Consider the following 23306-nt stretch of genomic DNA (forward strand, 5'->3'; position numbering starts at 1 on the left):
GGGGCCCACGGAGCCGGGGGCTATGCCTGCCGGGCGCGCCCCGACCCTTGCATGGCGCATTGCTCGCACACCATGCCGGCCAGGCGATGCAGGGCCTGCCAGCCGTCGGCGGGCCAGTCGGGCTGCTTGAGGCCCTTGACGATGCCGTCGACCTTGTGGGCGGCATGCAGCAGGTTGGCCAGGGTGGTGTCACCGATCTGCGGCAGTACGCGCTCGAAGAGCTTTTCCTTGATGCCCCAGACGCGGTTTTCGCGCAGCGCCATGGGCATGGGCCGGCCTGCACTGATCGCATCCTTCACACGCTTCATGCTGCGGATGTCCTCGGCCAGCGCCCAGTGCACCAGCACTTCGGATTCGCCCTCGGACTGCAGGCCGTCCAGCATGCGCGCCACACGCACCGCCTGGCCGCCCAGCACCGCTTCCGAAAGCTTGAAGACGTCGTAGCGCGCCACGTTGAGCACGGCGTTTTCGACCTGGTCGAAGCTGAGGACGCCGTCGCTGCCGCCTGACTGGGCCGGGTAGAGCAGGCCCAGCTTCTGGATTTCCTGGTGCGCCGCCAGCAGGTTGCCCTCGACGCGATCGGCGAAAAACTGCAGCGTGCGCTGGCCTTCCTCGCCGGCGGCCACGCGCTGGCCCTGCTGCTGCAGGCGCTGGGCGATCCACTGCGGCAGGTTGCGCCTGTCGATGGGGTCGAACTTGACGGTGATGCCGAAGCTTTCGAGCGCGCCGAACCAGGCGCCCTTGGCCGTCATGCTGTCCAGCCGCGGCAGCATGACCAGCGTGAGCGTGCTGTCGTCGCCTTGCGCGCGCTCGGCGATCTGCTGCAGCGCGACCGAGCCGTCCTTGCCGGGTTTACCGCTGGGGATGCGGATTTCAACGATCTGCTTGTCGGCGAACAGGCTCAGCGAACCGCCGCTGGCCAGCACCTCGCTCCAGTCGAAATGCGCGCCGGCCACGGTGTGCACCGTGCGTTCGGTGTAGCCCTGGGCGCGCGCCGAAGCGCGCAGCGCGTCGGCGAACTCCTGCACCAGCAGGGGCTCGTCGCCGTGCAGGGTGTACAGGCTCTTCAAGCCGCGCTTGAGGTGTTCCTGGAGTTGGGCGGGGGCCAGATTCATGGGAGGGAGTTTAGCGGCTGGCGTGTGTCGGAACTCAAAGCTTGCTGGTTGACAGCAGCAGGCTGGTTTCGGTGTTGGCGATGCCTTCGAGCAGGCGGATGCGGCTTAGCACGCTGTCAAAGGCTTCCAGGCTGTCGGCCTGCAGTTCGGCCACCATGTCCCAGCGGCCGTTGGTGGTGTGCAGCGCGCTCACAGCCGGGTCGCCGCGCAAGGCCGCCAGCACGGCCGCCGTGCGGTTGCCTTCCACCGCCACCGTCATGAAAGCGCGTATGCGGTGGCCCTCGGCCTGGGGCTTGAGGCGCACGGTGTAGCCGGTGATGGTGCCGTCGGCCTCCAGCCGGGCCAGCCGGTTCTGCACCGTGCCGCGCGAGACGCGCAGCACCTTGGCCAGCGAGGCGACGGAGGCCCGGGCGTTGTCGCGCAGCAGGGACAGCAGTTGGCGGTCGGTATCGTCCATGCGCGCATTTTATTGTCATAACGCCAATAGAGGCTGGCTTTTTGTTCAAACAATGGATAAATCTGATCAACTTACTGACTTTTATTTGGCGCAAGCACTGCGGACAATGGAAATCAACACAAGGACCGGGAGCCCCACATGGTTGACTACATTGGCATTGAGAGCATCCAGAAAATCGTGCGCCAGCGCGGCGCCGCCGCCTTCATCGAAGGCCTGGCCGGCGAAATCGAGCACGACTACCGGCGCTGGAACGATTTCGACAAGTCGGCGCGCCACGCCATCCATTCGCCCGACGGCGTGATCGAGTTGATGCCGACCAGCGACGGCCACCAGTATTCCTTCAAGTACGTCAACGGCCATCCCAAGAACACCGAACTGGGCCTGCTCACGGTCACCGCCTTCGGCGTGCTGGCCGACGTGGACACCGGCTATCCGCTGCTGCTGTCCGAGCTCACCATCACCACCGCGCTGCGCACCGCCGCCACCTCGGCGCTGGCCGCGAAATGGATGGCCAGGCCGGACAGCCGCGTCATGGCCATCATCGGCAACGGCGCGCAAAGCGAATTCCAGGCGATCGCCTTCCATCACATGCTGGGCATACGCGAGATGCGTCTGTTCGACATCGACGCTGCCGCCAGCGACAAACTGGCGCGCAACCTGCACGCCATGGGACTGCCGGGCCTGCGTGTGGTGATCTGCCGTTCCGCGGCGGAGGCCGTGCAGGGCGCCGACATTGTGACCACCATCACCGCCGACAAGCGCAACGCCGTCATCCTGACGCCGGAAATGGTCCAGCCCGGCATGCACCTGAACGCCGTGGGTGGCGACTGCCCGGGCAAGACCGAGCTGCACGCCGACATCCTGCTGCGCTCCGACGCGCGTGTGGTGGTCGAGTTCGAGCCGCAGTCGCGCATCGAGGGCGAGATCCAGCAGATGGCCGAGGATTTCAAGGTGGCCGAATTCGCCGACGTGCTCAAGGGCACGGCCGTGGGGCGCGCCTCGCCGCAGGAGCTCACGATTTTTGACTCGGTCGGTTTCGCGCTGGAGGACTATTCGGCCCTGCGCTACCTGCACAAGCTGCAGCTCGCCGACGCCGCCAACCGCCGGCGCATCGACCTGGTACCGTACCTGGACAACCCCAAGGACTTGTTCGGCTTGCTGGCGCCGGCCGCAACCCGTACAGTCAAGGCACCCCGTCCCGACATCGTCCCTGAAATGGCTCGTTGATGACCACTACCGTTGACCTGATAGGCGCACCCACCGACATAGGCGCCGGTAGCCGCGGCGCTTCCATGGGCCCCGAAGCCCTGCGCGTGGCCGGCATCCGCGAAGCGCTGCAGGCGCGCGGCCTGGAGGTCGCCGACACCGGCAACCTGGCCGGCCCGACCAACCCTTGGCTGCCGCCGGCCGACGGCTACCGCCACCTGGATGAAGTGGTTGACTGGAACAAGTCCGTGCATGAAGCCATGTACCGGAGCCTGGCCGCCGGCCGCCTGCCCATCCTGCTGGGCGGCGACCACTGCCTGGGCATTGGCTCGATCAGCGCGGTGGCGCGCCACTGCCGCACCACCGGCAAGAAACTGCGCGTGCTCTGGCTGGACGCGCACACCGACTTCAACACCAACGCCCTCACACCCACCGGCAATGTGCACGGCATGCCGGTGGCCGTGCTCTGCGGCCACGGCCCGGCCGAGCTCACCGGCATAGGCGGCGCCACGCCGGCCATGAGCCCCTCGGCGATACGGCAGATCGGTATCCGCAGTGTGGACGAAGGCGAAAAACGCTTTGTGCGCCAGCAGGGCCTGGAGGTGTTCGACATGCGCTACATCGACGAGATGGGCATGCGCCACACCATGGAAAAAGCGCTGGCCGGCATGGACGCCGGCACCCATCTGCACGTGAGCTTCGACGTGGATTTCCTGGACCCGTCCATCGCGCCGGGCGTGGACACCGCCATCAAGGGCGGGCCGACTTACCGCGAGGCCCAGCTGTGCATGGAGATGATCGCCGACACCGGCCTGCTGGGCTCGCTGGACGTGATGGAGCTCAACCCGGCGCTGGACGTGCGCAACGGCACGGCCGAAGTCGCGGTGGACCTGATCGAGAGCCTGTTCGGCAAGAGCACGCTGATGCGGGCCTGATACGGGCCTGGTGCCCGCGGGCCCTAGAGCTCCGTCACGGCCGCCAGGCGGCGCATGATCTGCTGGACCACGTCGCTCTGCATGTCGCGGTAAAGCAGGTTTTCTTCGGCTTCCTTGGCCAGCACGGCGGATTCGTTGAAGCTGATGTCGCGCTGCTGCAGGATTTCAGTCTCGGGAATCAGCTCTTTGCCTGCCAGCGTGCGCAGCCGGAAACGAAAGCGCAGGCGCAGCTGGAACTCGCGGACCTGGCCGGAGGCGTTGGTGCTGAGCACCACCTTCTCGCGCTGGTCGCCCAGCACGTCGAGGATCACCTGCGCCTCGCTGATGCGGCGAGAGTCGGAGATCACCTCCACCTTGCGGGTGGACTGCAGTGAGCGCCTGAGTTCCACGCCCAGCGGCGAGCTTTCGCCCAGGCCGGAGTACAGCGTGCTGAAGGCGAAGTTGGGCGCCTTGCGCAGCGCGAAGCCGCAGCCGCTCAGCGTGAGGGCGGCGGCGGTGGCCGACAGGGAGAGGAATGCGCGACGCTGCATGGCTTGCCTTCTCTTCGTTGAAACGGTCTCAGATGACGATGTTGACCAGGCGGCCGGGCACCACGATCACTTTTTTGGCGGGCGCGCCCGCAGCCTGTTTGGTGAAAGCTTCCGACGCGAGCGCGGCCGCCTCGATGGTGGCCTTGTCGGCGCCGGCCGGCACCGTGACGGCGCCGCGCAGCTTGCCGTTGATCTGCAGTACCAGCTCGATCTCGTCCTGCTGCAGCGCGGCGGCGTCCACCTGGGGCCAGGGCGCGTCGAGCAGCTCGCCGTGCTGCGCGGCATAACCGAGCTGCGACCACAGCGCATGCGCCAGGTGGGGCGTGGCCGGGTACAGGCAGCGCAGCAGGATGCCGAAGCCCTCGCGCAGGGCCGCGTCGGAACCGGCCGATGCCGCGCCCTTGAAGTCTTCCAGCGCGTTGAGCAGCTTCATGTTGCCCGACACCACGGTGTTGTACTGCATGCGCTGGTAATCGTAGTCGATCTGCTTGAGCACCGTGTGGATTTCCAGGCGCAAGGCCTTGGTGTCCTTGTCGAACGCGGGCGCGCCCTCCGGCTGTTTGCCGGCGCCGAGCTTGACGCCGAAGTTCCAGACGCGGCGCAGGAAGCGGTAAGAGCCTTCGAGCGCGGCATCGTTCCATTCGAGCGTGGTGTCGGGCGGCGCTGTGAACATGGTGTAGAGCCGGGCGGTGTCCGCGCCGTACTTCTCGATCAGGTCCTGCGGGTCGACGCCGTTGTTCTTGGACTTGGACATGGTGGTCCAGCCCTCGTAGGGCACCGGCAGGCCGTCGGCCTTGGCGGTGGCGGAGATCACCTTGGCGTGCTCGTCGCGCACGATGTCGAGTTCATGCGCCCAGAAATACTGCTTGCCGGTGGTGGTGCGCGAAAAAGCCTCGTTGAGCACCATGCCCTGCGTCAGCAGCTTGGTGAAGGGCTCGTCGACTTTCACCAGGCCCAGGTCGCGCATGACCTTGGTCCAGAAGCGCGCGTAGAGCAAATGCAGGATGGCATGCTCGATGCCGCCTATGTACTGGTCCATGGGCATCCAGTAATTGGCACCGTCGGCCACCATCTTTTCGCTGTTCTTCGGGTCGCAGTAGCGCATGAAGTACCAGGACGAATCGACAAAGGTGTCCATGGTGTCGGTTTCGCGGCGGCCGGGCTTGCCGCAGACGGGGCAGACCACGCCGGCGTGGAAGCCCGTGTGCTTGTGCAGCGGGTTGCCGGAGCCGTCGGGCACGCAGTCCTGCGGCAGTACCACGGGCAGGTCTTTTTCGGGCACCGGCACCGCGCCATGCTCTTCGCAATGGATGATGGGAATCGGCGTGCCCCAGTAGCGCTGGCGGCTCACGCCCCAGTCGCGCAGGCGCCAGGTGGTTTTTTTCTCGCCCAGGCCCTTGGCGGCGAGGTCGGCCGCGACGGCGTCGACGGCGGCTTTACAGCCCAGGCCGTCGTATTTGCCGGAGTTGATGGTCACACCCTGCTGCTTGTCGCCGTACCAGTCGGCCCAGGCGTCGGTGCTGTAGGCCTGGCCCTTGACGTCGACCACCTGCTTGATCGGCAGGCCGTATTTTTTGGCGAACTCGAAGTCGCGTTCGTCATGCGCGGGTACACCCATGACGGCGCCGTCGCCGTAGCTCATGAGCACATAGTTGCCGACCCAGACCTCGACCTTGCCGCCGGTGAGCGGGTGCGTGACAAAAAGGCCGGTGGGCACGCCTTTTTTCTCCTGGGTGGCGAGCTCGGCTTCCGTCGTGCCGCCGGCCTTGCTTTCTTCGATGAAGGCGGCGACTTTGGGGCTGGAGGCGGCGGCGTGCAGGGCCAGCGGGTGCTCGGGCGCCACGGCGCAGAAGGTCACGCCCATGATGGTGTCGGCGCGCGTGGTGAAGACGTACATCTTTCCATCGCCGATCAGCTTGCCGGAAGCATCCTGGACGTCGTGCGTGAAGGCAAAGCGCACGCCTTCGCTCTTGCCGATCCAGTTCTCCTGCATGAGCTTGACGCGCTCGGGCCAGCCGGGCAGCTTGTGGCTGACGCTGTCGAGCAGTTCTTCGGCGTAGGCCGTGATCTTCAGGTAGTAGCCGGGGATCTCGCGTTTTTCCACCACGGCGCCGGTGCGCCAGCCCTTGCCGTCGATGACCTGCTCGTTGGCCAGCACAGTCTGGTCGACCGGGTCCCAGTTCACGACCTGCGTCTTGCGGTAGGCAATGCCTTTTTCCAGCATCTTGAGGAACAGCCACTGGTTCCACTTGTAGTAGCCCGGGTCGCAGGTCGCGACTTCGCGGCTCCAGTCGATGGCCAGCCCCATCGCCTGCATCTGCTTTTTCATGTAGGCGATGTTGTCGTAGGTCCACTGCGCCGGCGGCACGCCGTTTTTCATGGCGGCGTTCTCAGCCGGTAGGCCGAAGGCGTCCCAGCCCATGGGCATCAGCACGTTGTAGCCCTTCATGCGCAGGTGGCGCGTGAGCATGTCGTTGATGGTGTAGTTGCGCACGTGGCCCATGTGCAGCTTGCCGCTGGGGTAGGGCAGCATGGAGCAGGCGTAGTATTTCTTGCGGCCGGCGTCCTCCGTCACGCGGTAGGCGTCGGCAGCGGTCCAGTGGGCTTGAGCGTCGCGCTCAACGTCGAGATGGTTGTATTTGTCTTGCATGGAGAACCGGGAAGGCGGAAAGCGGAACAGGAAACAGGAAAAAAGCCCGACGGCGCGGGCCGCGCGGCCGATTGCCGCGAATCCCCGATTTTAGGGGCAGGGGCAGTATCCGCGCCGCTTAGCGGCTCACAGCCGGGCCGGAAGGGTTGTCGGCCACAAAGCCGATGCGGTTGAGACCGGCTTTTTGCGCCACGCCCATGACCTGGACCACCTTGCCATAGGGCACACCCTCGTCGGCCCTTAGCTGGACCTCGGTGTCGGGATTCTGGGCGGCGGTCTCCAGCAGCCGGCCGGCCAGTTCGTCCATGTTCAGGGGCTTGTCGTTGAGGAAGGCCTGGCCGGCTTTGTCGACCACCAGCGTGACGAATTTCGGCGCGTCGGCCGGTTTGGCGGCGTCGGTCTTGGGCAGGTCCAGCCGTATGCTGCTGGCCAGCAGTGGCGCGGTGATGATGAAGATGACCACCAACACCAGCATCACGTCCACCAGCGGCGTGACGTTGATGTCGCTCATGGGCTGCGGGCCCGGCGTGCGTTCAAGGCGTCCGAAAGCCATGGTCAAGCCTGGTGCGCCAAAAGCTCACGTAAATCGCGGGCAAAGCCTTCAAGATCGGCTTCGATGCGGCCTATGTAGCGGCCGAAGATGTTGTAGGCCAGCACAGCCGGGATGGCCACGGCCAGGCCGGCCGCCGTCATGATGAGGGCTTCGCCGACCGGGCCGGAAACCTTGTCGATGGTGATCTGGCCGGCCGAGGCGATGCCGACCAGCGCGTGGTAAATCCCCCAGACCGTGCCCAGCAGCCCCACGAATGGTGCGGTGGAGCCGACCGTGGCCAGCAGCACCTGGCCGAACTGCAGCTTGTGCAGCACGGCGTGCAGTGCGTCGCGCAGCACACGGGTCAATTGCTGGGATTTGTCGCCCGCGGTGGCCAGCGTGCCGCCGGCCGGGAGGGCCGTCGCGGCGATCAGCGGCAGCACCAGGGCTTCGCGGTCGAAGGCGGCGACTTTTTCACGGGCTTGTTCGACAGAGGCCGACTGCCAGAAGGCGGCGGTGCTGCGGGCCACGTCGCCGCCGGCACGGTGAAGCAGCCAGGTTTTCCAGAGGATCACGACCCAGCTCGCCACCGACATGCCCAGCAGCAGGATGGCCACCAGCTGGCTGACGATGCCGCCTTGGGTCATGAGGCTGAAGAAGTCCATCCGGTTACACCTTTGAAGCTGCCGCAGCTTGCGCCACGTTTATTTTTTGAGGCCCAGCACGTCGAACATGTCGAAAAGACCGGTCGCATGGCCGTCCAGGAAGCGGGCGGCGCGCAGGCTGCCCTGGGCATAGTTGCTGCGGCTGGACGACTTGTGGCTGATCTCTATGCGTTCGCCGGTGCCCAGGAACATCACGGTGTGGTCGCCCACGACGTCGCCGCCGCGCACGGCGGAAAAGCCGATGGACAAGGGGTCGCGTTCGCCGGTCACGCCTTCGCGCGCATAGACGCCGCAGTCCTTGAGGTCGCGGCCCAGCGCGCCGGCGATCACCTCGCCCATCTTGAGCGCGGTGCCGGAGGGCGCGTCGACCTTGTGGCGGTGGTGCGCCTCGACGATTTCAATGTCGTAGCCGGTGGACAGGGCCTGGGCTGCCATCTCGAGCAGCTTGAGCGTGACGTTGACGCCCACGCTCATGTTGGGCGCCATGACGATGGCGATGTCTTTGGCGGCGGCGGCGATTTCGGCCTTTTGCGCTTCCGAGAAACCGGTGGTGCCTATGACCAGCTTGACGCCCATGTCGCGGCAGGCCGCCAGATGGGCCAGCGTGCCTTCGGGGCGGGTGAAGTCAATCAGAACGCGGGAGTCTTTTAATCCCTGGCGGATGTCGGCGCTGATAAGGACGCCGCTGGCGCGGCCCGAGAACGCGGCTGCATCGGTGCCCACGGCTGGGCTGGAGGCTACGTCAAGCGCGCCGGTCAACTGGCAGTCGGTGCTGGCGGCGATGGCTTCGACCAGCATCTGGCCCATGCGGCCGCTGGCGCCCGCCACCGCGACCCGGTGACGGCGGGCCTGGTTGGGGGCTGTCCCGCTCACTGTTTCGCGCTTTCGAGGGGGGGGTAGCTGGCGGGCGGGGCGCCGGCGGGCACGCTGGCGGGTACCGCGGCGCTGGCCGTGGCGGATTTGGGTTTTTCGGCGGCCTTCAGCTGAGCTTCGGTGGCCTCCAGCACGGGCACGTCGCCCAGCTTGCGCCGCTTGCCCAGCTTGGCGATGAATTCGGTCTCGCTAGGCATGGCGTCGCCTTCAAAGCGCTCCAGCTGGTCGTTCTTGAAGAACACGGTGTATTTGTAAGACTGGGGCTCCACGCCCTGGCGCTTCAGGGTGAAAACGTAATCCCAGCGGTCGGCGTGGAACAGGCTGGCCATCAGCGGCGTGCCCAGCGTGGCCTTGACCTGGTCGCGCGTCATGCCGGCCTTCAGCTGCTCGACCTGCTCCTTGGAGACGAAGTTGCCCTGGATGACGTCGATCTTGTAGGGGGTCACCCAGTTGACCGGGTTGATGGAGCTGCCGCCCATGCCGCCGCAGGACGCCAGCACCGTGCAAGCCAGGAGCAGGAAAGCGGTTCGGGCGCTGTAACGATGATTTGCAGGCATGGCTGACATAGTAAGGGGGTGTAGCGATATGATTGTTCATTGTAGCGGCTGGGGGCTCCTGGCCTGCGCCTGCCCTGAAGGGTCACAACCGCCGCGTCACACCGGTTTCACCCAGAGAGTTTTCCCATGAGCAACATCGACGAACTGAAAAACACCGGCCTCAAGGCAACCTTGCCGCGCCTGAAGATCCTGGAGATTTTCCAGGGGGGCAAACAGCGCCACATGACGGCCGAAGACGTGTTCCGGGTGCTGCTCGAAGAGCGTTCGGACATCGGCCTGGCCACCGTCTACCGCGTGCTGACCCAGTTCGAGCAGGCGGGCCTGCTGAACCGCAGCAATTTCGAGTCGGGCAAGGCGGTCTACGAAATCAACGAAGGCCAGCACCACGACCACCTGGTCTGCCTGGATTGCGGCAAGGTCGAGGAGTTTTACGACGCCGAAATCGAAAAACGCCAGCAGTCGGTCGCCAAGTCCAAGGGTTTCGCCATCGCCGACCATTCCCTGTCCATCTACGCCAACTGCACCAAGGACAAATGCCCCAACCGCAACGGTACGCCGGTGAGGCATCACCACGCTTGAGGGTTCCAGGAATTCCTGGTCTGTTGAACGAGGAACAAGCAGGGCGGCCTGAAGGCGCGAAAAAACCGTAGCGAGCGGTCCGAGGTCGCACTGAGGACCGGAGCCGTACTCCAGTACGGTGAGGACCGGAAGTGCGAGATCGGGCCGCGCAGTAGGTTTATTCCGCCTTCAGTCGTCTTGTTCCATGGCTCGGCGGTGCCTCTCCACGAACTCCTGGTAGGTATTGATGCCGCGCAGCTGCAAAATCGCATTGCGCACCGCGGCCTCCACCAGCACGGCGATGTTGCGGCCGGCCTCCACCTGGATGATGACCTTGCGCACCGGAATGCCCAGCACGTCCTGCGTCAGCGGTTCATAGGGGATGCGTTCGTAGTCGCGCTCCAGCGTCTCGCGGCGCACCAGGTGCACGATCATTTTCAGGCGCATCTTGCGGCGCACCGCGGTCTCGCCGAAGATCGCCTTGATGTCGAGCAGGCCGATGCCGCGCACTTCGAGCAGGTTCTGCAGCAACTCGGGGCAACGCCCCTCTATCGTGGTCTGGTTGATGCGGTACAGGTCCACCGCGTCGTCGGCCACCAGGCCGTGGCCGCGCGAGATCAGCTCGAGGCCCAGCTCGCTTTTGCCCAGGCCGGACTCGCCGGTGATCATCACGCCCAGGCCCAGGATATCCATGAACACGCCGTGCATCGACGTGCGGTCGGCGAAGTGCTTGGACAGATAGGCCCGCAGCACGTCGATCACAAAGGCGGCCGACTCCGGCGTGGAGAACATCGGCAGCTGCGCGCGCTCGCACATGGACAGCAGCGTGTCGGGCGCCACCTGGCCGTCGGCCACGACCAGCACCGGCGGCTCCAGCGTGATGATGCGGGAGATGCGGCGGGCGCAGTCCTCGGGGCTGGCGTTGGTCAGGTAGGCGACCTCACGTTCGCCCAGGATCTGCACGCGGTAGGGGTGGATGTAGTTGAGGTAGCCGACCAGGTCGGCGCCGGAACGCGCGGCCCGCACGGCGACTTCGTCGAAGCGCCGCTCGGAGGCGCCCAGGCCTGCGACCCATTCCCATTTCAGGGACGCGCGGTGGTCTTCAAATAAAACGTCAGCGCTGACGACGGTGGGCTTCATGCCTGCCTGTAGTGCGGGAAGGGGCGGTAAGCCCTAAGAACTGACTTCGTGGACGGAGTGCCAGGAAGCGATCAGGTGGTGCAGCCCGGCGGCATCGGTGCTGGTCTTGAGCTGCTCGCGCAGGGCGCTGTCGCTGAGCAGTTCGGCAATTTCCGAGAGGATTTCGAGGTGTTTTTGCGTGGCGGCTTCGGGGACCAGCAGGAAAATCAGCAGGCCCACGGCCTGCTCGTCCGGTGCGTCAAAACCGATCGGCGACTGCAGCAGGAACACCGCCGCCATGGGCGCCTTGAGTCCCTTGATGCGGCCGTGCGGGATCGCCACCCCGTGCCCCAGGCCGGTCGAGCCCAGGCGTTCGCGGGCGAACAGGCTGTCGGTGATCAGCGCGCGGTTCAGGCCGTGCTGGTTCTCGAACAGCAGCCCGGCTTCTTCAAAAGCGCGTTTTTTGCTGGTCGCTTCGACGCTGACCAGCACTTGGGAGGGGGGCAATATTTGCGAAAGACGGTTCATAACAATCTTTTAGTCGCCGAATTATGCACTTTGCAGCGGGTTTGCTGGAAAAAGAGGCATAAAAAAGCCGCTTGAGGCTTCAAGCGGCTTCTTTCAGCAACTCGCACAAGCTCTGTACGGAGCGGCCGGGGCGGAATCTTCCGCCGGGCCGCACCGCGAAGGATGCGCACCCCTGGCGGGGCGGCGCACCGGCTGGGGCAAAAAACGGGAAGGCCCTTCAGGCCTGGCGCTTGGCGGCAATGTGGTGATGGTCCTGGGTTTTGGTTTTGTAACGTCCGACCTGACGGTCCAGCTTGTCGGTCAACTCGTCAACGGCGGCGTAAAGATCAGCGTGGGAACTCTCGGCAAACAGGTCGCGGCCCTTGACGTGCACATTGCACTCGGCCCGCTGGCGTCTTTCCTTTTCTTTCATGTTGTCCACTGTCAACAGGACTTTTACGTCCACTACCTGGTCGAAATGCCGGGTAATCCGATCCAGCTTGCTGGTCACGTAGCCGCGCAGCGCGGGGGTGACTTCAAGATGGTGACCGCTGATCGTCAAGTTCATAAAGAGACTCCTTTTCCAGGGTTGGAGCTGGGGTTTGAAAACACCACCCGGCCCGTGAGGGAAGGGCGGCAGACGGGGACAACGCTCTTGGATTTACTATGCGCCCGAAGGCCCCCAATTGCAACCGGGCTTGCAATAAATAATGAAACCTTGTGAAAAACCCCTTGACCCTGCAGTTCGCCGCGCGAGGCCGCGCCGTCGTGCCATCTGCACGGGCGCGGCAAGCGCTTGATTTCGCTGGATTTTTTGCGGCCGGTGCCGCGCGCAAACGGGCACCGGGCTTGCGGGAAATCCGCGCGGGCGGCATCATGCGGACACACATTGACGTGTGCCTGCCTGTGCCGGGACAAGCTCCGGCCACGGACGGAGCGGGCTTGTCCGCGGGCAGCAGAAAAAACCATAACAACCGGCCTCTTCACGACCATGCACCGCCCGCTCTTACCCCATTCGCCGCAGACCCGGCCCGGCCATGTCGCTTGAGACCATTATTTCCTCCGCATTGACCCGGCCCGACGAGGACCGCAACGCCCTGGTGCTGATGGGCGGCGGCGCGCGCACCGCCTACCAGGCGGGTGTGCTGCATGCGCTGTCGACCATGCTGAGCCTGCAGGGCGGCGCGGCCGGCGAGCGTTTTCCGTTCAGCATCCTGGTGGGCACCTCGGCCGGCGCGCTCAATGCCGCCTTCCTGGCCAGCCGCGCCGGCGAAGGCCTGCAGGCCTTTTCCCAGCTCGCGAGCTTCTGGACCACCCTGCGTTCCTCGCAGGTCTACAAACTCAAGGTGCCGGCGTGGATACGCTCCAGCCGCATCGCGGCGGCGCTGTTTCTGTCGCAGCAGGTGCGGGCGCAGCAGGCGCTGCTGGACAACACGCCGCTGGTGGACACATTGCACCGCGTGATCTCGCTGGGCCGCATCGAGCAGGCCCTGCAGGACAAGACCTTGCGCGCCGTGGCCGTCACCGCCTCCAGCTACAGCAGCGGCGTGCACTGGACCTTCTGCCAGATGGCGGCGGGCCGGCAGTCCGACCTGTGGAACCGGCCCGGCCGCCGCGCCGAATTCCAGCCCATCACCATCGAGCACCTGATGGCCTCCAGCGCCATCCCCTTCCTGTTTCCGTCCACGCCGCTGTGGGTGGACGGCCATCCCGAATACTTCGGCGACGGTTCCATGCGCCAGAGCTCGCCGCTGTCGCCCGCGCTGCACCTGGGCGCCGGCAAGGTGCTGGTGATAGGCGTCGGCCAGCCCGAGCGCGCCGGTTTTGTCGGCGGCGGCAACGGCGCCAGCGTCACCGGCCGGCCCACGCTGGGCGCCATCGCCGGCCATGCCATGGCCAGCGTTTTCCAGGACACGCTGCAGGCCGACGTGGAGCAGGCCCAGCGCGTGAGCAAGACCGTGCGCCAGATGCCGCGGGAAATCGCGGCCGTCATGCCCTACCGGCCGGTGGACATCCTCGCGATCGCACCTTCGCAGTCGCTGGACGCGCTGGCGCAGGCCCACGCGAACGAACTGCCGGCCGCCACCTACAACGCCCTCGCGGGCCTGGGTGCGCTGGGCGCCAAGGGCAGTCCCGGCGGCGCCGCGCTGGCCAGTTACCTGCTGTTCGAACCGGGTTTTGTGAAGGCGCTGATGGCGTTGGGTGAGCACGATGCCTATGCGCGCAAGGACGAGCTGCTGGCCTTTTTTATGTAGTTTGAGCGGTGGATAAGCGGGGCTTGAAATGCCATAATCGCCGCTGATTCAATTACGGAGAAATCCTTGGAAAGCAGCCCTAGTCGCTAGCTTTCAACACCGCAGACTGACGCAGGCTTGCAAAAGCTCACGTTCAAAAAGGGGGTTGAAAGCGATGCACCATCCCACCGCCCCTTTACCCCGCTTTCGCGCAAGGCCCCGAGCGCATGCCTTGCGCGGGCCCTTGAACCGATAGGCAGTCAGCCATGCTCAATATTTTCACGCTCGCCAACGGCCGGCTTTTCCAGGAAGAAATCGAATCCCTGGAAGAGCTCTCCAAGTTCCAGCCGATCTGGGTGGACCTGGAATCCCCCACCCTCGAAGAAAAACGCTGGATCAAGCAGTACTACGGCCTGTCCATTCCCGAAGACGCGATGGACGAGGACATTGAGGAGTCCGCGCGTTTTTACGAGGAAGACAACGGCGAGCTGCACATACGCTCCGACTTCCTGATCGCCGACGACGCCGAACCGCGCACCGTGCGCGTGGCCTTCATCCTGAACCTCGTCAACGACGACCTCAAGAGCAAGGGCGTGCTGTTTTCCATCCATGACGAGGACGTGCCGGTGTTCCGCTTGCTGCGCATGCGCGCGCGCCGCGCGCCCGGCCTGATCGAGGATGCCAAGGAAGTGCTGCTCAAGCTGTTCGACGCCGACGCCGAATACTCGGCCGACACGCTCGAAGGCATTTACGTCGAGCTCGAAAAAGTCAGCGCCCAGGTGCTGTCGGGCGACGTGACCGACGCGCTGGCCGGCGAGGTGCTGGGCGCCATCGCCCGCCACGAGGACTTGAACGGCCGCATACGCCGCAACATGATGGACACGCGGCGCGCCGTCAGTTTCATGATGCGCAGTAAGATGCTCAATGCCGAGCAGTTCGAGGAGGCGCGGCAGATCCTGCGCGACATCGATTCGCTGGACTCGCACACCGCCTTCCTGTTCGACAAGATCAACTTCCTGATGGACGCCACGGTCGGTTTTATCAACATCAACCAGAACAAGATCATCAAGATCTTCTCGGTGGCCAGCGTCGCGCTGCTGCCGCCCACGCTGATCGCCAGCGTCTACGGCATGAACTTCAAGCTCATGCCCGAGCTCGACTGGTCGCTGGGCTATCCCTACGCGATCCTGCTGATGGTGGCGAGCGCCGTGGTGCCCATGTGGTACTTCAGGAAGCGCGGCTGGCTCAAGTAGGCCGGGCGGTCAGACGCCTTCGTACACCGGTTCGCAGCGCACCTCGGTCTTCACCGAATTGGCGATGAAGCAGGCCTCGTGCGCGTCATGGTGCAGCTTGTCCAGTTCCTCGCGGCTGGGCTGGCGCTCGCCGGAGAACGTCACTTCCGGGTGCAGGGTCACGACGGTCATGGCGACGCGGCCCTCGGCGTTCTTTTCCATCACGCCGGTCGCCGCGTCGAAATAACGGTCCACCCGGAATTTGCGCTTGACCGCCATGGTCAGGAACCACAGCATGTGGCAGCTCGACAGCGAGGACACAAAAGCCTCTTCCGGGTCCAGCGCCGACGCGTCGGACATGGGCAAGGGCACGACGGACGGCGAGGACGAACCCGGCACCTCCAGCCCGCCGTCAAAACGCAGCAGGTGGCGGCGGCTGTAGCGGTTGTCCAGGAAGTCGGCGTCCTTGCGTTCCCACAAGGTTTCTGCGGCGTAGTGCGACATTTTTGAGGCGTCCGGCGTGAATCAGTTGAAGAAGTTGCGCAGCGCCTGCGCGGTGGCTTCGGGCTGCTCTTCGGGAATGAAATGCCCGGCCGGCATGCCCTGGCCGGTGACTTCGCCGCTGCACTGGGCCTGCCACAGCGCCAGCGGGTCGAACATCCGGTGCACCACGCCGCGCTCGCCCCACAGCACCAGCAGGTCGCAGGCCAGCTTCAGGCCGTGCGCGCGTGCGTCGCGGTCGTGCTCCAGGTCTATGCCGGCGCTGGCTCGGTAGTCCTCGCAAGCGGCGTGCAGCGCCTCGGCGTTGCAAAAGCTGCGCTCGTATTCGGCCAGCGCCTGCGGCTCGATGTAGTTCATGCCCGCGCTGCCCCAGCCGCCCAGCTTGGCATGCAAATAGGCTTTGGCGGTTTCGGGATGGTTGGCGCCCATCATGATCTCCGGCAGCGGCGCCGGCTGCAGCATGTGGAACCAGTGGTAGTAGGCGCGGGCAAACGCCATGTAGGGCTCGGTCATGCTGCGGCCCTCGTACATGTCCAGCGTGGGCGCGATGTCGATGACGCAAAGCCTGGCCACGCGCGCGGCGTGGTCCAGCGCGAGCCGGTGCGCCACGCGCCCGCCGCGGTCGTGGCCGCACAGGAAAAAACGGTTGACGCCCAGCGCGTCCATGACGCCCGTCATGTCGTGCGCCATGTTGCGCTTGCTGTAGTTGCTGTGGTCGGGCAGGCCCGCCGTCTTGGAGGAGTCACCGTAGCCGCGCAGGTCGGGCATGACCAGGAAATAGTCGCCGGCCAGGCGCTGTGCCACACGGTGCCACATCACGTGCGATTGCGGGAAGCCGTGCAGCAGCAGCAATGCCGGACGCTGCGGCTCGCCCAGCGTGGTTTTCGAGACGCGCGCGTTGATGGAGGCGCCGTTGACCTCAAAACTGCGCGATTCAAAACCGTCAAACCAGGTCATGGGCAACTCCCGTTGAAATTCAGTTTTTGCGCTGAGCAAGGTATTTTTGCAGATTCGCCGCCGCCCCTGCCCGCACCTTGGCGCGCAGAAAAGGCGTCCAGCCCAGCAGCAGGCCGGGCGCGCCCAGCGCCTGGCGCGACCAGGCCCAGAAATCAAAGTGGTCGCGGTGGCGGCTGATGAGCCCCTGTTCATTGAATTCGAACTCGCCGTCGATCACGTTGTGCACCATGCGCCCGGTGGCGCTGAAGCGGTAGTCGGCCTCCCAGTGGGACTTGCCGCTGCGCGCATCGGCTTCAATGCCGCTCCAGCTGAGCTTCCAGACGTCGGCACCCTTGGCCTTGGTCACGTCGCAGAGCATGTGCCACATGCCGGTGACCTCTTTGTGCCCGCGCAGCGAAAAGGCCTCGTCGTCGAACTGGGCGTCGGGCGCATAGCAGGCGGCCATGGCATCGGAGTCCAGGCGGGCGAAGGATGCGTAGAAGTGTTCGAGGGTGATCTGGTTGGGGTGCATGCTGTCTCCTGGTCGGCATATCGTGGTGGTCGGGGTCCGCGAACTCTATAGCGCCTGGTGCCGCGCGGGCGTCGCTCACGCGTCAGCCGGCTTCTTCCGGTTCTTCCAGCAGTTCCAGCAAGCGCTGCAGCGCATGCCGCACCGTGGCGCTGCGCACCGCGGCCCGGTCGCCGTCAAAACGCCGGACTTCCGATACCAGCCGCCCCGGCAGCGCGAAAGCAAACCATACCGTACCCACGGGCTTGGCGGCGCTACCGCCGGTCGGGCCGGCCACGCCCGTCACCGCCACGGACACCTGGGCACGCGAGTGGCTGATGGCGCCGGAGGCCATGGCGCGCGCCACTTCTTCGCTGACGGCGCCGTGTTTCGCGATCAGCGCGGCGTCCACACCCAGCAATTCCGTCTTGGCCTCGTTGGAGTAGGTGACGAAGCCGCGCTCAAACCAGTTGCTGGAGCCGGCCAGGTCGGTGCAGGCCGCGGAGATCATGCCGCCGGTGCAGCTTTCGGCGGTGGCCAGCATGCGGCCCTGGGCTTGCAGCAGGGCGGCGAGCCGTTCGGCGAGTGCCCGGCTCACCAGAACCTCCAGAGGGCGATCACCAGCAGCGCGCAGAAGGCCGCCACAAAATCGTCAAACAGGATGCCGAAGCCGCCGCGCCAGTTAAAGCCCTTGAAGGCCTGGTCGGCCCAGGCCACGGGGCCGGGTTTGACGGCGTCAAAAAAGCGGAACAGCACAAAAGCCACCAGCTGCGACCAGAAGTCGGCGGGCATCACCAGCCACAGCACCAGCCAGAAGGCCACCACCTCGTCCCAGACGATGCTGCCCGGGTCCAGGACCTTCATGGCCTTGGCCGTCACGGTGCAGGCCCACCAGCCCACCAGGGTGGAGGCGGCGATCAGCCAGCCCATTTCAGCCGGCGTGAGCCACTGCTGCAGCACCAGGAAAGCCAGCCAGGCCCACAGCGTGCCGGCCGTGCCGGGGGCGACCGGGCTCAGGCCGGCGCCAAAGCCCAGGGCGATGAAATGCGCGGGATGCGCCAGCAGAAATTTCGCGGTGGGCCGGAAGGCGGGCGGCGGCGTGGTGTCGGTCATGGTGGGGGGTTGCCAGGCGCGGATGCCCGGGGTTGAGGCTGATTTTGTCACAGCGGTTTCACACGCTGCCTGCACAGCGCGCTGGTCAACCGGCGGGCGGGCCACCCACCAGGTCTCTTTCGCGGCTGAACCACTCGGCCCAATAGTCGATGCAGGCACGGATCTTCGGCAGCCGGTGGCGCCCGCCCAGTGTCACGGCGTGGATGGGCACGGGCTGCTCGTCGACAAAGCCCGGCAGCACCGGCACCAGCAGGCCGCGCCGCACCAGGGGCTCGGCCGCCAGCATGGCAAAGCGCGCAATGCCCAGGCCCTGCAGGGCCAGCTGGCTGGTCGTGCCGGTGGAGTCGGCGCGCCAGCAGCCGTCTGCCGTGATCACCACGGGCTGGCCACCGACGATGAAGGGCCAGCGGTTGAGTGAGGTCGCGGCGCTGTTGCTGATCAGGCGGTGCCGCCCCAGGTCGTCGGGGTGTTCCGGCGTGCCGTGGGCTTCCAGATAAGCCGGTGTGGCATATAGCCGTCGCCCATGCGTGCCTATCTGGCGCATCACCGTGTTCTCGTTGGCATGCATGCCGCTGCGGATCGCGATGTCGACACCGTCGCGCACCATGTCCACCAGGCGATCGTCCACTTTCAGTTCCACGCGAACGCGCGGGTGGCGCTGGTGAAGTCCTTCGAGGCTGGGCACCAGCAGGTATTCGGCCATGACAGTGCTGGCCGCCACCCGCACCCAGCCGCTGGCCTCGCCGCTCTGGCTGGCGAACTCGCCTTCGAGGTCGTCCAGCGTCTGTGTCATGCGCCGGCAATAACCGAGGAAGGTTTCGCCCTCGGGTGTCAGGGTCAGCGCGTGCGTGTTGCGCTGCACCAGCCGCGCATTGCAGGTTTTCTCGATGCGGGCGATGGCGCGCGACACCTGGCTGACAGGCACATCCCGCGCACGGGCCACAGCCGAGAAGCTGCCCATCTCGGCCACGCGCGCGAACAGGTGCATGTCGTCAAAGTTCAGGTTCCGCATGCCGGCCATATTACCTATCGCGGCGTATTTTGGTTTTGCGCCTGATGCAAGACGCATTTGCGGCGGGGGTGGTTTCCGGACGGTGCCGTTTTGCGCACAGTAACCGTGTAGCCCCGTTATCGGAAAAGCGGGCCACTTCGAAAGGACATGTTCATGAACTACCTCTACACCGCAGCCGAAGAAAACCGCCTGGCAACCGCCGCCGAAACCGAAGCCCGTCGTTTGCGCGCCTTGGCCGCGGCTGAGTTCTGGTCCGCGATTGTCAACTGGGCCTACAGCGCGGCCGGTCGGCTTGCGCACCGCACGCAGGTAGAGGCCGCACCGCGCCCTCAGGCAAAGTGATCGAAGGAGGCGTAGCGCCGCTCCAGCAGCGCGCCGGCCGCGTCCAGCAGCCGCAAGCCGGGGTCCGCGTCGATACGGCCGATCCGGCTGACCGGTGTTTGCGCCTGGCGGGCTGCGGCCTGAACGGCCTCACGGGCCAAGGCCGGGGCGGTGAAGGCAAGCTCGTAGTCGTCGCCGCCCGCCAGCGCGAACGCCATCTGCTTTTCAGCATCGATTCCGGCTGTGGGCCAGTCGGAACGTGAACCAGCAGCGACCAGATTGATCACGAGCGCTGTTTCAAGCGTGGCGCCTGTTTTCGAGGTGTGCAGGATGTGGCGAAGGTCGCCAAGCAGACCGTCGCTCACGTCAATGGCCGCCGAGGCAATGCCGCGCAGCGCTTGGCCCAATGCGACGCGCGGTGCGGGCTGCTCCAGCCGTTGCCTGGCCTGGGCCAGTAAATCGGGCGGCAAGGCGACCGTGCCGCGCAAGGCCTCCAGCGCCAGCCGGGCGTCGCCCAAGGTGCCACTGACATACACATCGTCGCCGGGTCTGGCGCCCGACCGCAGCAGCGCCTGGCTCTTTCCGTTCAGCACGGGCACTTCGCCGAACACGGTGATGCAGATGTTGAGCGGCCCTTGTGTGGTGTCGCCGCCCACCAGCTCGCAGCCGTGCGCGTCGGCCAGCGCGAACAGACCCTTCGAAAAAGCAGCCAGCCAGGCTTCGTCGACCCGCGGCAAGGCCAGGGCCAGCGTGAAGGCCAGGGGTTTGGCGCCGCAGGCGGCCAGGTCGCTGAGGTTGACGGCCAGCGCCTTGTGGCCCAGCGCGAAAGGGTCCACGTCCGCGAAGAAGTGCCGGCCCTCGACCAGCATGTCGCTGGAGATGGCCAACTGCGTGCCGGGCGCCGGCTGCAGCAGCGCGCAGTCGTCGCCCACGCCCAGCGCGGCGCGCGCGGCGGGGCGCGTGAAATAGCGTGCGATCAGGTCAAACTCACCCATGGCGCAGAGCATACAGGCTGCGCCCGGGACACCCGGGTCAGGGATATTGCTGGTGCGTGACGCCGCCGCGGAAACGGTCGGCCGCCTGGCGTATGACTTCGGCCAGCAGGTGCTCCTCGCCCTGTTTTTCGCGCAGCCAGCGGGCGTCGTTGTCGCCGCGTTCCACGCTGCTCCGCAACAGGTGCAGCGACGCGCCCGCGCCCATGCCGGTGGCATGGCGCTCGATCTGCGCCATGGTCAGCAGGATGTGTTCGCGCAGCGGCATGTGGCCGCCGGTGGCCGGGTCCACATAGACGGCGTCCAGGCCGAAGCGGCAGGCCTGGAAACGGTTGTAGGTGTAGACCAGGTAGTCGTCCTCGGTGGGCATGAAGGGCTGTTCGTGCATGAACCAGGAGGCCAGCGACTGCACGAAGCCGGCCAGCGCGGTGGCGCGCTCCACCGTGAGCGGCGTGTCGAACACACGGATCTCGATGGTGCCGAATTCCGGCTTGGGCCGGATGTCCCAGTAAAAATCCTTCATGCTCTTGACCACGCCGGTGCGCGTCATCTTGTCGAAATAGACGGTGAAGTCGTCCCAGGTCAGCGCGAAGGGCGCGCGGCCCGACAGCGGAAAGGCGAACACCGAGTTGAGCCGGGCCGAATCGAAGGCCGTGTCCTGGCCCTGCACATAGGGCGAAGAGGCCGACAGCGCGATGAAGTGCGGAATGTAGCGCGACATGCGGTGCAGCGTCAGCAGCGCACTGTCGGCGTCGGGGCAACCCACGTGCACGTGCTGGCCGAAAATCGTGAACTGCTTGGAAAGGTAGCCGTAGAGCTCGGACAGTTCGCGAAAGCGCGGCTTGTCGTAAATACGGCGCTCATGCCACTGCTGGAAGGGGTGGGTGCCGCCGCCGACCACGGCGATGTTGAGCTTGTCGGCGCTCTTGACCAGCGCATCGCGGATCTGCGAGAGCTGGCCCAGCACCTCCGAGGCGTTGCGGCACACGCCGGTCGAGATCTCGATCATGCTGGACGTCATCTCGGGCACCACGGCGCCGGGCAGCGGGATTTTGGCCATCAGGCGCAGCATGTCCTCGGCATAGGGCGCGAGGTCGTAGTCGTGCGTGTTCACCAGCTGCAGCTCAAGCTCCACGCCCAGCGACAGCGCGGCCGATTTTTGAAAGGGTTCAAGGCTCATGGACGGGTCCGGATGCGGGGCCGCGTGTGAGCGGCGCCCAGGGTTTGGAACTTTCGCCGGCGCGGTAAATGGCCACGGTGGCCAGCACCGCGCCCAGCACCTCCATCAGCAGGATGGCGGGCAGGGCCACGCTGGCGATCTGGCGGCCCAGGGCGCCGGAGGCCGTGGCGAACTGTGACACCAGCAGCAGTGCGACCGAGGACATCGGCGACATCGCGCAGCCCACCCACAGGGCCTGCTTCCAGCTGGCACCGCTGCCGACGTTGCCGATGGCGACACCGGCGATCTTGGCCACCATGCGGGCGACGACCATGGCAATGACCAGGCCGGCCACCGGGCCGCTCCAGTCGGCCTGCGCCGCCACCACCGAGACCAGCACGAACATCAGCATGGTCAGCATGGACGAGGCCGTTCCCATCTGCCGCGGCCATGACCAGGGGCGCGGGTTGAGCTGCTTGAGCAGCATGCCGCCCAGCAGCGCCGCCAGCGGCGCCGAGCCGCCGAAGTGGGCCGCCAGCGCGGCGCCCGCGGCGATCAGGGCCAGCAGCAGGATGGCGGTGTTTTCGCTGGTGGGGCTCATCACGCGCAGCGCGGTGCGCAGCATCAGGGCCAGCGCGGCGCCCACCACCACGGAGAGGCCCAGCACCACCAGCACCGGGTACAGCGTGCTGAGCACGCTGGTCACGCCGGAGTCGGGGCGGTGCATCATGCCGGCGCGCGCGCTGCACAGCGTGAGCGCATACAGCGTGCCCAGGGTGGACAGCACCAGCGCGCGTTCGGTGACGGGGCCGGCGGCGCGGGTGTCTATGGCCACGCGCGACAGCACGGCGGGCGAGGCGGCCATGGCCAGCAGGGCCAGCGGTTCGGCCACGGCCTCGCGTACGCTCATCGCGTGCAGGGCCCAGTACACCAGGATGAAGGTCAAGGCCGATTCGGCCAGGCTTTGCACCAGCACCATGGGGTTGTGGCGAAACCAGCGCAGGGGAATGCGCCCGCCGGCCTCGAACAGCACCACTGCCACGCCCAGTTCCAGCAGGAAAAGCCCGGTGCCCTGGAGCGGCCAGACCGCGCCGCTGAAACCGGCCAGGCCGGCAAAGCCGCCGACCAGCGAATAGCCCACCACCTTGGGCATGCCGGTGTAGCGGTTTAGGAGATGGCCCGCGGCGGCGGCCAGCGCGAGCAGCATGGACCACTGCACGGTCGGCAAGCCCGCTGAAGGCTTGATCCATTCGGCCCAGATGGCCAGGACTTCATTCATGGGGATGGGGTCTCCACTCTGTTTGGAACTTCTGCAGACAGGCGCTTGAGGGCGTCATGTTGCACGTTGGTCGGCCAGCCTTGCGGCGTGAGGCCCGGTGGGGTTGCGCGAAAGAAAAGTTGTTGCATTAATTTACAGGCCACCCGCACGGCGACATGTAGGACAACACCGGAAATGGCGTCTTTGCACTTTTACTTCAAGTAACGACGCTGGCGTATTGCCATCACGACGATGTTCATCAATGCGGCTTGAAGGGTGCAGTGACCAAGCCAGTGGGGGCCGAGGGTCCGGCTTTGCCGGCCCCAGGCGCCGCCC

General features: G+C 65.9%; 26 protein-coding genes. 6 read left to right on the top strand and 20 right to left on the bottom strand.

From position 1 onward, the window contains the following. Nucleotides 1–20 precede the first annotated feature (20 nt). Nucleotides 21–1115 carry a DNA polymerase III subunit delta gene (gene holA / locus ACSQ27_RS12985; RefSeq protein WP_436155907.1) on the bottom strand — a complete coding sequence of 365 codons (1095 nt, stop codon included), beginning with the start codon at nucleotides 1113–1115 and terminating at the stop codon, nucleotides 21–23. Between the two features lie 34 nt (nucleotides 1116–1149). After that, entirely contained in the window at nucleotides 1150–1572 is a 423-nt protein-coding gene (locus ACSQ27_RS12990; protein WP_436155908.1) for an Lrp/AsnC family transcriptional regulator, read from the bottom strand. 138 nt (nucleotides 1573–1710) lie between these two features. On the opposite strand from ACSQ27_RS12990, the gene ACSQ27_RS12995 reads away from it, so the two are divergent. Both ACSQ27_RS12995 and rocF read left to right on the top strand, forming a co-directional pair. Further along, nucleotides 1711–2799, top strand: coding sequence for an ornithine cyclodeaminase (locus ACSQ27_RS12995; protein ID WP_436155909.1), 1089 nt, complete (start codon nucleotides 1711–1713; stop codon nucleotides 2797–2799). Then, nucleotides 2799–3713, top strand: coding sequence for an arginase (gene rocF / locus ACSQ27_RS13000; protein ID WP_436155910.1), 915 nt, complete (start codon nucleotides 2799–2801; stop codon nucleotides 3711–3713). Before ACSQ27_RS12995 ends, rocF begins: the two co-directional genes overlap by 1 nt. A 23-nt stretch (nucleotides 3714–3736) precedes the next feature. Here rocF and ACSQ27_RS13005 read toward each other — a convergent pair whose 3' ends face one another. The 6 genes from ACSQ27_RS13005 to ACSQ27_RS13030 form a co-directional block, all read right to left on the bottom strand. Further along, complete coding sequence (locus ACSQ27_RS13005; protein ID WP_436155911.1) at nucleotides 3737–4243, bottom strand: LPS assembly lipoprotein LptE; 507 nt, start codon at nucleotides 4241–4243, stop codon at nucleotides 3737–3739. 28 nt (nucleotides 4244–4271) lie between these two features. Then, nucleotides 4272–6893, bottom strand: coding sequence for a leucine--tRNA ligase (gene leuS, locus ACSQ27_RS13010; RefSeq protein ID WP_436155912.1), 2622 nt, complete (start codon nucleotides 6891–6893; stop codon nucleotides 4272–4274). A gap of 118 nt (nucleotides 6894–7011) precedes the next feature. Beyond that, nucleotides 7012–7446 (bottom strand): ExbD/TolR family protein, encoded by a 435-nt coding sequence (locus tag ACSQ27_RS13015; RefSeq protein ID WP_436155913.1) that lies wholly within the window; start codon nucleotides 7444–7446, stop codon nucleotides 7012–7014. 2 nt (nucleotides 7447–7448) lie between these two features. After that, nucleotides 7449–8090, bottom strand: a complete 642-nt coding sequence (locus ACSQ27_RS13020; RefSeq protein ID WP_436155914.1) for a MotA/TolQ/ExbB proton channel family protein — start codon at nucleotides 8088–8090, stop codon at nucleotides 7449–7451. A 39-nt stretch (nucleotides 8091–8129) separates the two neighbouring features. Then, complete coding sequence (dapB, locus tag ACSQ27_RS13025) at nucleotides 8130–8963, bottom strand: 4-hydroxy-tetrahydrodipicolinate reductase (protein WP_436155915.1); 834 nt, start codon at nucleotides 8961–8963, stop codon at nucleotides 8130–8132. Further along, nucleotides 8960–9520, bottom strand: a complete 561-nt coding sequence (locus ACSQ27_RS13030) for an outer membrane protein assembly factor BamE (protein ID WP_436155916.1) — start codon at nucleotides 9518–9520, stop codon at nucleotides 8960–8962. Before ACSQ27_RS13030 ends, dapB begins: the two co-directional genes overlap by 4 nt. 126 nt (nucleotides 9521–9646) lie before the next feature. On the opposite strand from ACSQ27_RS13030, the gene fur reads away from it, so the two are divergent. Beyond that, nucleotides 9647–10099, top strand: coding sequence for a ferric iron uptake transcriptional regulator (gene fur, locus ACSQ27_RS13035; RefSeq protein WP_436155917.1), 453 nt, complete (start codon nucleotides 9647–9649; stop codon nucleotides 10097–10099). A gap of 168 nt (nucleotides 10100–10267) precedes the next feature. Here fur and hprK read toward each other — a convergent pair whose 3' ends face one another. The 3 genes from hprK to hpf form a co-directional block, all read right to left on the bottom strand. Further along, on the bottom strand, nucleotides 10268–11218 hold the full coding sequence (gene hprK, locus ACSQ27_RS13040) for an HPr(Ser) kinase/phosphatase (protein WP_436155918.1): 951 nt from the start codon (nucleotides 11216–11218) through the stop codon (nucleotides 10268–10270). Nucleotides 11219–11251: 33 nt separating this feature from the next. Beyond that, on the bottom strand, nucleotides 11252–11725 hold the full coding sequence (locus tag ACSQ27_RS13045; protein WP_436155919.1) for a PTS sugar transporter subunit IIA: 474 nt from the start codon (nucleotides 11723–11725) through the stop codon (nucleotides 11252–11254). A gap of 217 nt (nucleotides 11726–11942) precedes the next feature. Next, nucleotides 11943–12272, bottom strand: coding sequence for a ribosome hibernation-promoting factor, HPF/YfiA family (gene hpf / locus ACSQ27_RS13050; protein WP_092132342.1), 330 nt, complete (start codon nucleotides 12270–12272; stop codon nucleotides 11943–11945). Nucleotides 12273–12741: 469 nt separating this feature from the next. Here hpf and ACSQ27_RS13055 point away from each other — a divergent pair, with 469 nt between their 5' ends. Both ACSQ27_RS13055 and corA read left to right on the top strand, forming a co-directional pair. After that, nucleotides 12742–13959: a patatin-like phospholipase family protein gene (locus tag ACSQ27_RS13055; protein WP_436155920.1), complete on the top strand. Its 1218-nt coding sequence runs from the start codon at nucleotides 12742–12744 to the stop codon at nucleotides 13957–13959. Nucleotides 13960–14204: 245 nt separating this feature from the next. Then, on the top strand, nucleotides 14205–15191 hold the full coding sequence (gene corA / locus ACSQ27_RS13060) for a magnesium/cobalt transporter CorA (protein ID WP_436155921.1): 987 nt from the start codon (nucleotides 14205–14207) through the stop codon (nucleotides 15189–15191). Nucleotides 15192–15200: 9 nt separating this feature from the next. On the opposite strand, the gene ACSQ27_RS13065 is transcribed toward corA, so the two are convergent. The 6 genes from ACSQ27_RS13065 to ACSQ27_RS13090 all read right to left on the bottom strand — a co-directional run bounded on the left by ACSQ27_RS13065 (nucleotide 15201) and on the right by ACSQ27_RS13090 (nucleotide 19240). After that, nucleotides 15201–15674 carry an OsmC family protein gene (locus ACSQ27_RS13065; RefSeq protein ID WP_436155922.1) on the bottom strand — a complete coding sequence of 158 codons (474 nt, stop codon included), beginning with the start codon at nucleotides 15672–15674 and terminating at the stop codon, nucleotides 15201–15203. Nucleotides 15675–15695: 21 nt separating this feature from the next. After that, nucleotides 15696–16628: an alpha/beta fold hydrolase gene (locus ACSQ27_RS13070; protein WP_436155923.1), complete on the bottom strand. Its 933-nt coding sequence runs from the start codon at nucleotides 16626–16628 to the stop codon at nucleotides 15696–15698. 19 nt (nucleotides 16629–16647) lie between these two features. Continuing rightward, nucleotides 16648–17139, bottom strand: coding sequence for a nuclear transport factor 2 family protein (locus ACSQ27_RS13075; protein ID WP_436155924.1), 492 nt, complete (start codon nucleotides 17137–17139; stop codon nucleotides 16648–16650). 82 nt (nucleotides 17140–17221) lie between these two features. Further along, nucleotides 17222–17713, bottom strand: coding sequence for a CinA family protein (locus tag ACSQ27_RS13080; RefSeq protein WP_436155925.1), 492 nt, complete (start codon nucleotides 17711–17713; stop codon nucleotides 17222–17224). Further along, on the bottom strand, nucleotides 17710–18228 hold the full coding sequence (locus ACSQ27_RS13085) for a phosphatidylglycerophosphatase A family protein (RefSeq protein WP_436155926.1): 519 nt from the start codon (nucleotides 18226–18228) through the stop codon (nucleotides 17710–17712). The genes ACSQ27_RS13080 and ACSQ27_RS13085 overlap by 4 nt, the downstream gene beginning before the upstream one ends. A gap of 85 nt (nucleotides 18229–18313) precedes the next feature. Then, the gene (locus ACSQ27_RS13090; RefSeq protein ID WP_436155927.1) at nucleotides 18314–19240 is read right to left on the bottom strand and encodes a LysR substrate-binding domain-containing protein; all 927 of its coding nucleotides are present in this window, start codon (nucleotides 19238–19240) and stop codon (nucleotides 18314–18316) included. Nucleotides 19241–19393: 153 nt separating this feature from the next. On the opposite strand from ACSQ27_RS13090, the gene ACSQ27_RS13095 reads away from it, so the two are divergent. Continuing rightward, nucleotides 19394–19582 (top strand): hypothetical protein, encoded by a 189-nt coding sequence (locus tag ACSQ27_RS13095; protein ID WP_436155928.1) that lies wholly within the window; start codon nucleotides 19394–19396, stop codon nucleotides 19580–19582. On the opposite strand, the gene thiL is transcribed toward ACSQ27_RS13095, so the two are convergent. From thiL to ACSQ27_RS13110, 3 genes are read right to left on the bottom strand one after another with little or no spacing between them, the layout of a single operon-like run. Continuing rightward, nucleotides 19570–20556 carry a thiamine-phosphate kinase gene (gene thiL, locus ACSQ27_RS13100; RefSeq protein ID WP_436155929.1) on the bottom strand — a complete coding sequence of 329 codons (987 nt, stop codon included), beginning with the start codon at nucleotides 20554–20556 and terminating at the stop codon, nucleotides 19570–19572. The two genes, ACSQ27_RS13095 and thiL, sit on opposite strands and share 13 nt — an antisense overlap. 37 nt (nucleotides 20557–20593) lie before the next feature. Then, nucleotides 20594–21733: a YbdK family carboxylate-amine ligase gene (locus ACSQ27_RS13105; protein WP_436155930.1), complete on the bottom strand. Its 1140-nt coding sequence runs from the start codon at nucleotides 21731–21733 to the stop codon at nucleotides 20594–20596. Beyond that, nucleotides 21723–22991, bottom strand: coding sequence for a cation:proton antiporter (locus ACSQ27_RS13110; protein WP_436155931.1), 1269 nt, complete (start codon nucleotides 22989–22991; stop codon nucleotides 21723–21725). Before ACSQ27_RS13110 ends, ACSQ27_RS13105 begins: the two co-directional genes overlap by 11 nt. Nucleotides 22992–23306: the final 315 nt, after the last annotated feature.

The sequence above is a fragment of the Polaromonas sp. LjRoot131 genome (assembly GCF_964252805.1).
In the GTDB taxonomy this organism is placed as follows: Bacteria; Pseudomonadota; Gammaproteobacteria; order Burkholderiales; family Burkholderiaceae_C; genus Polaromonas.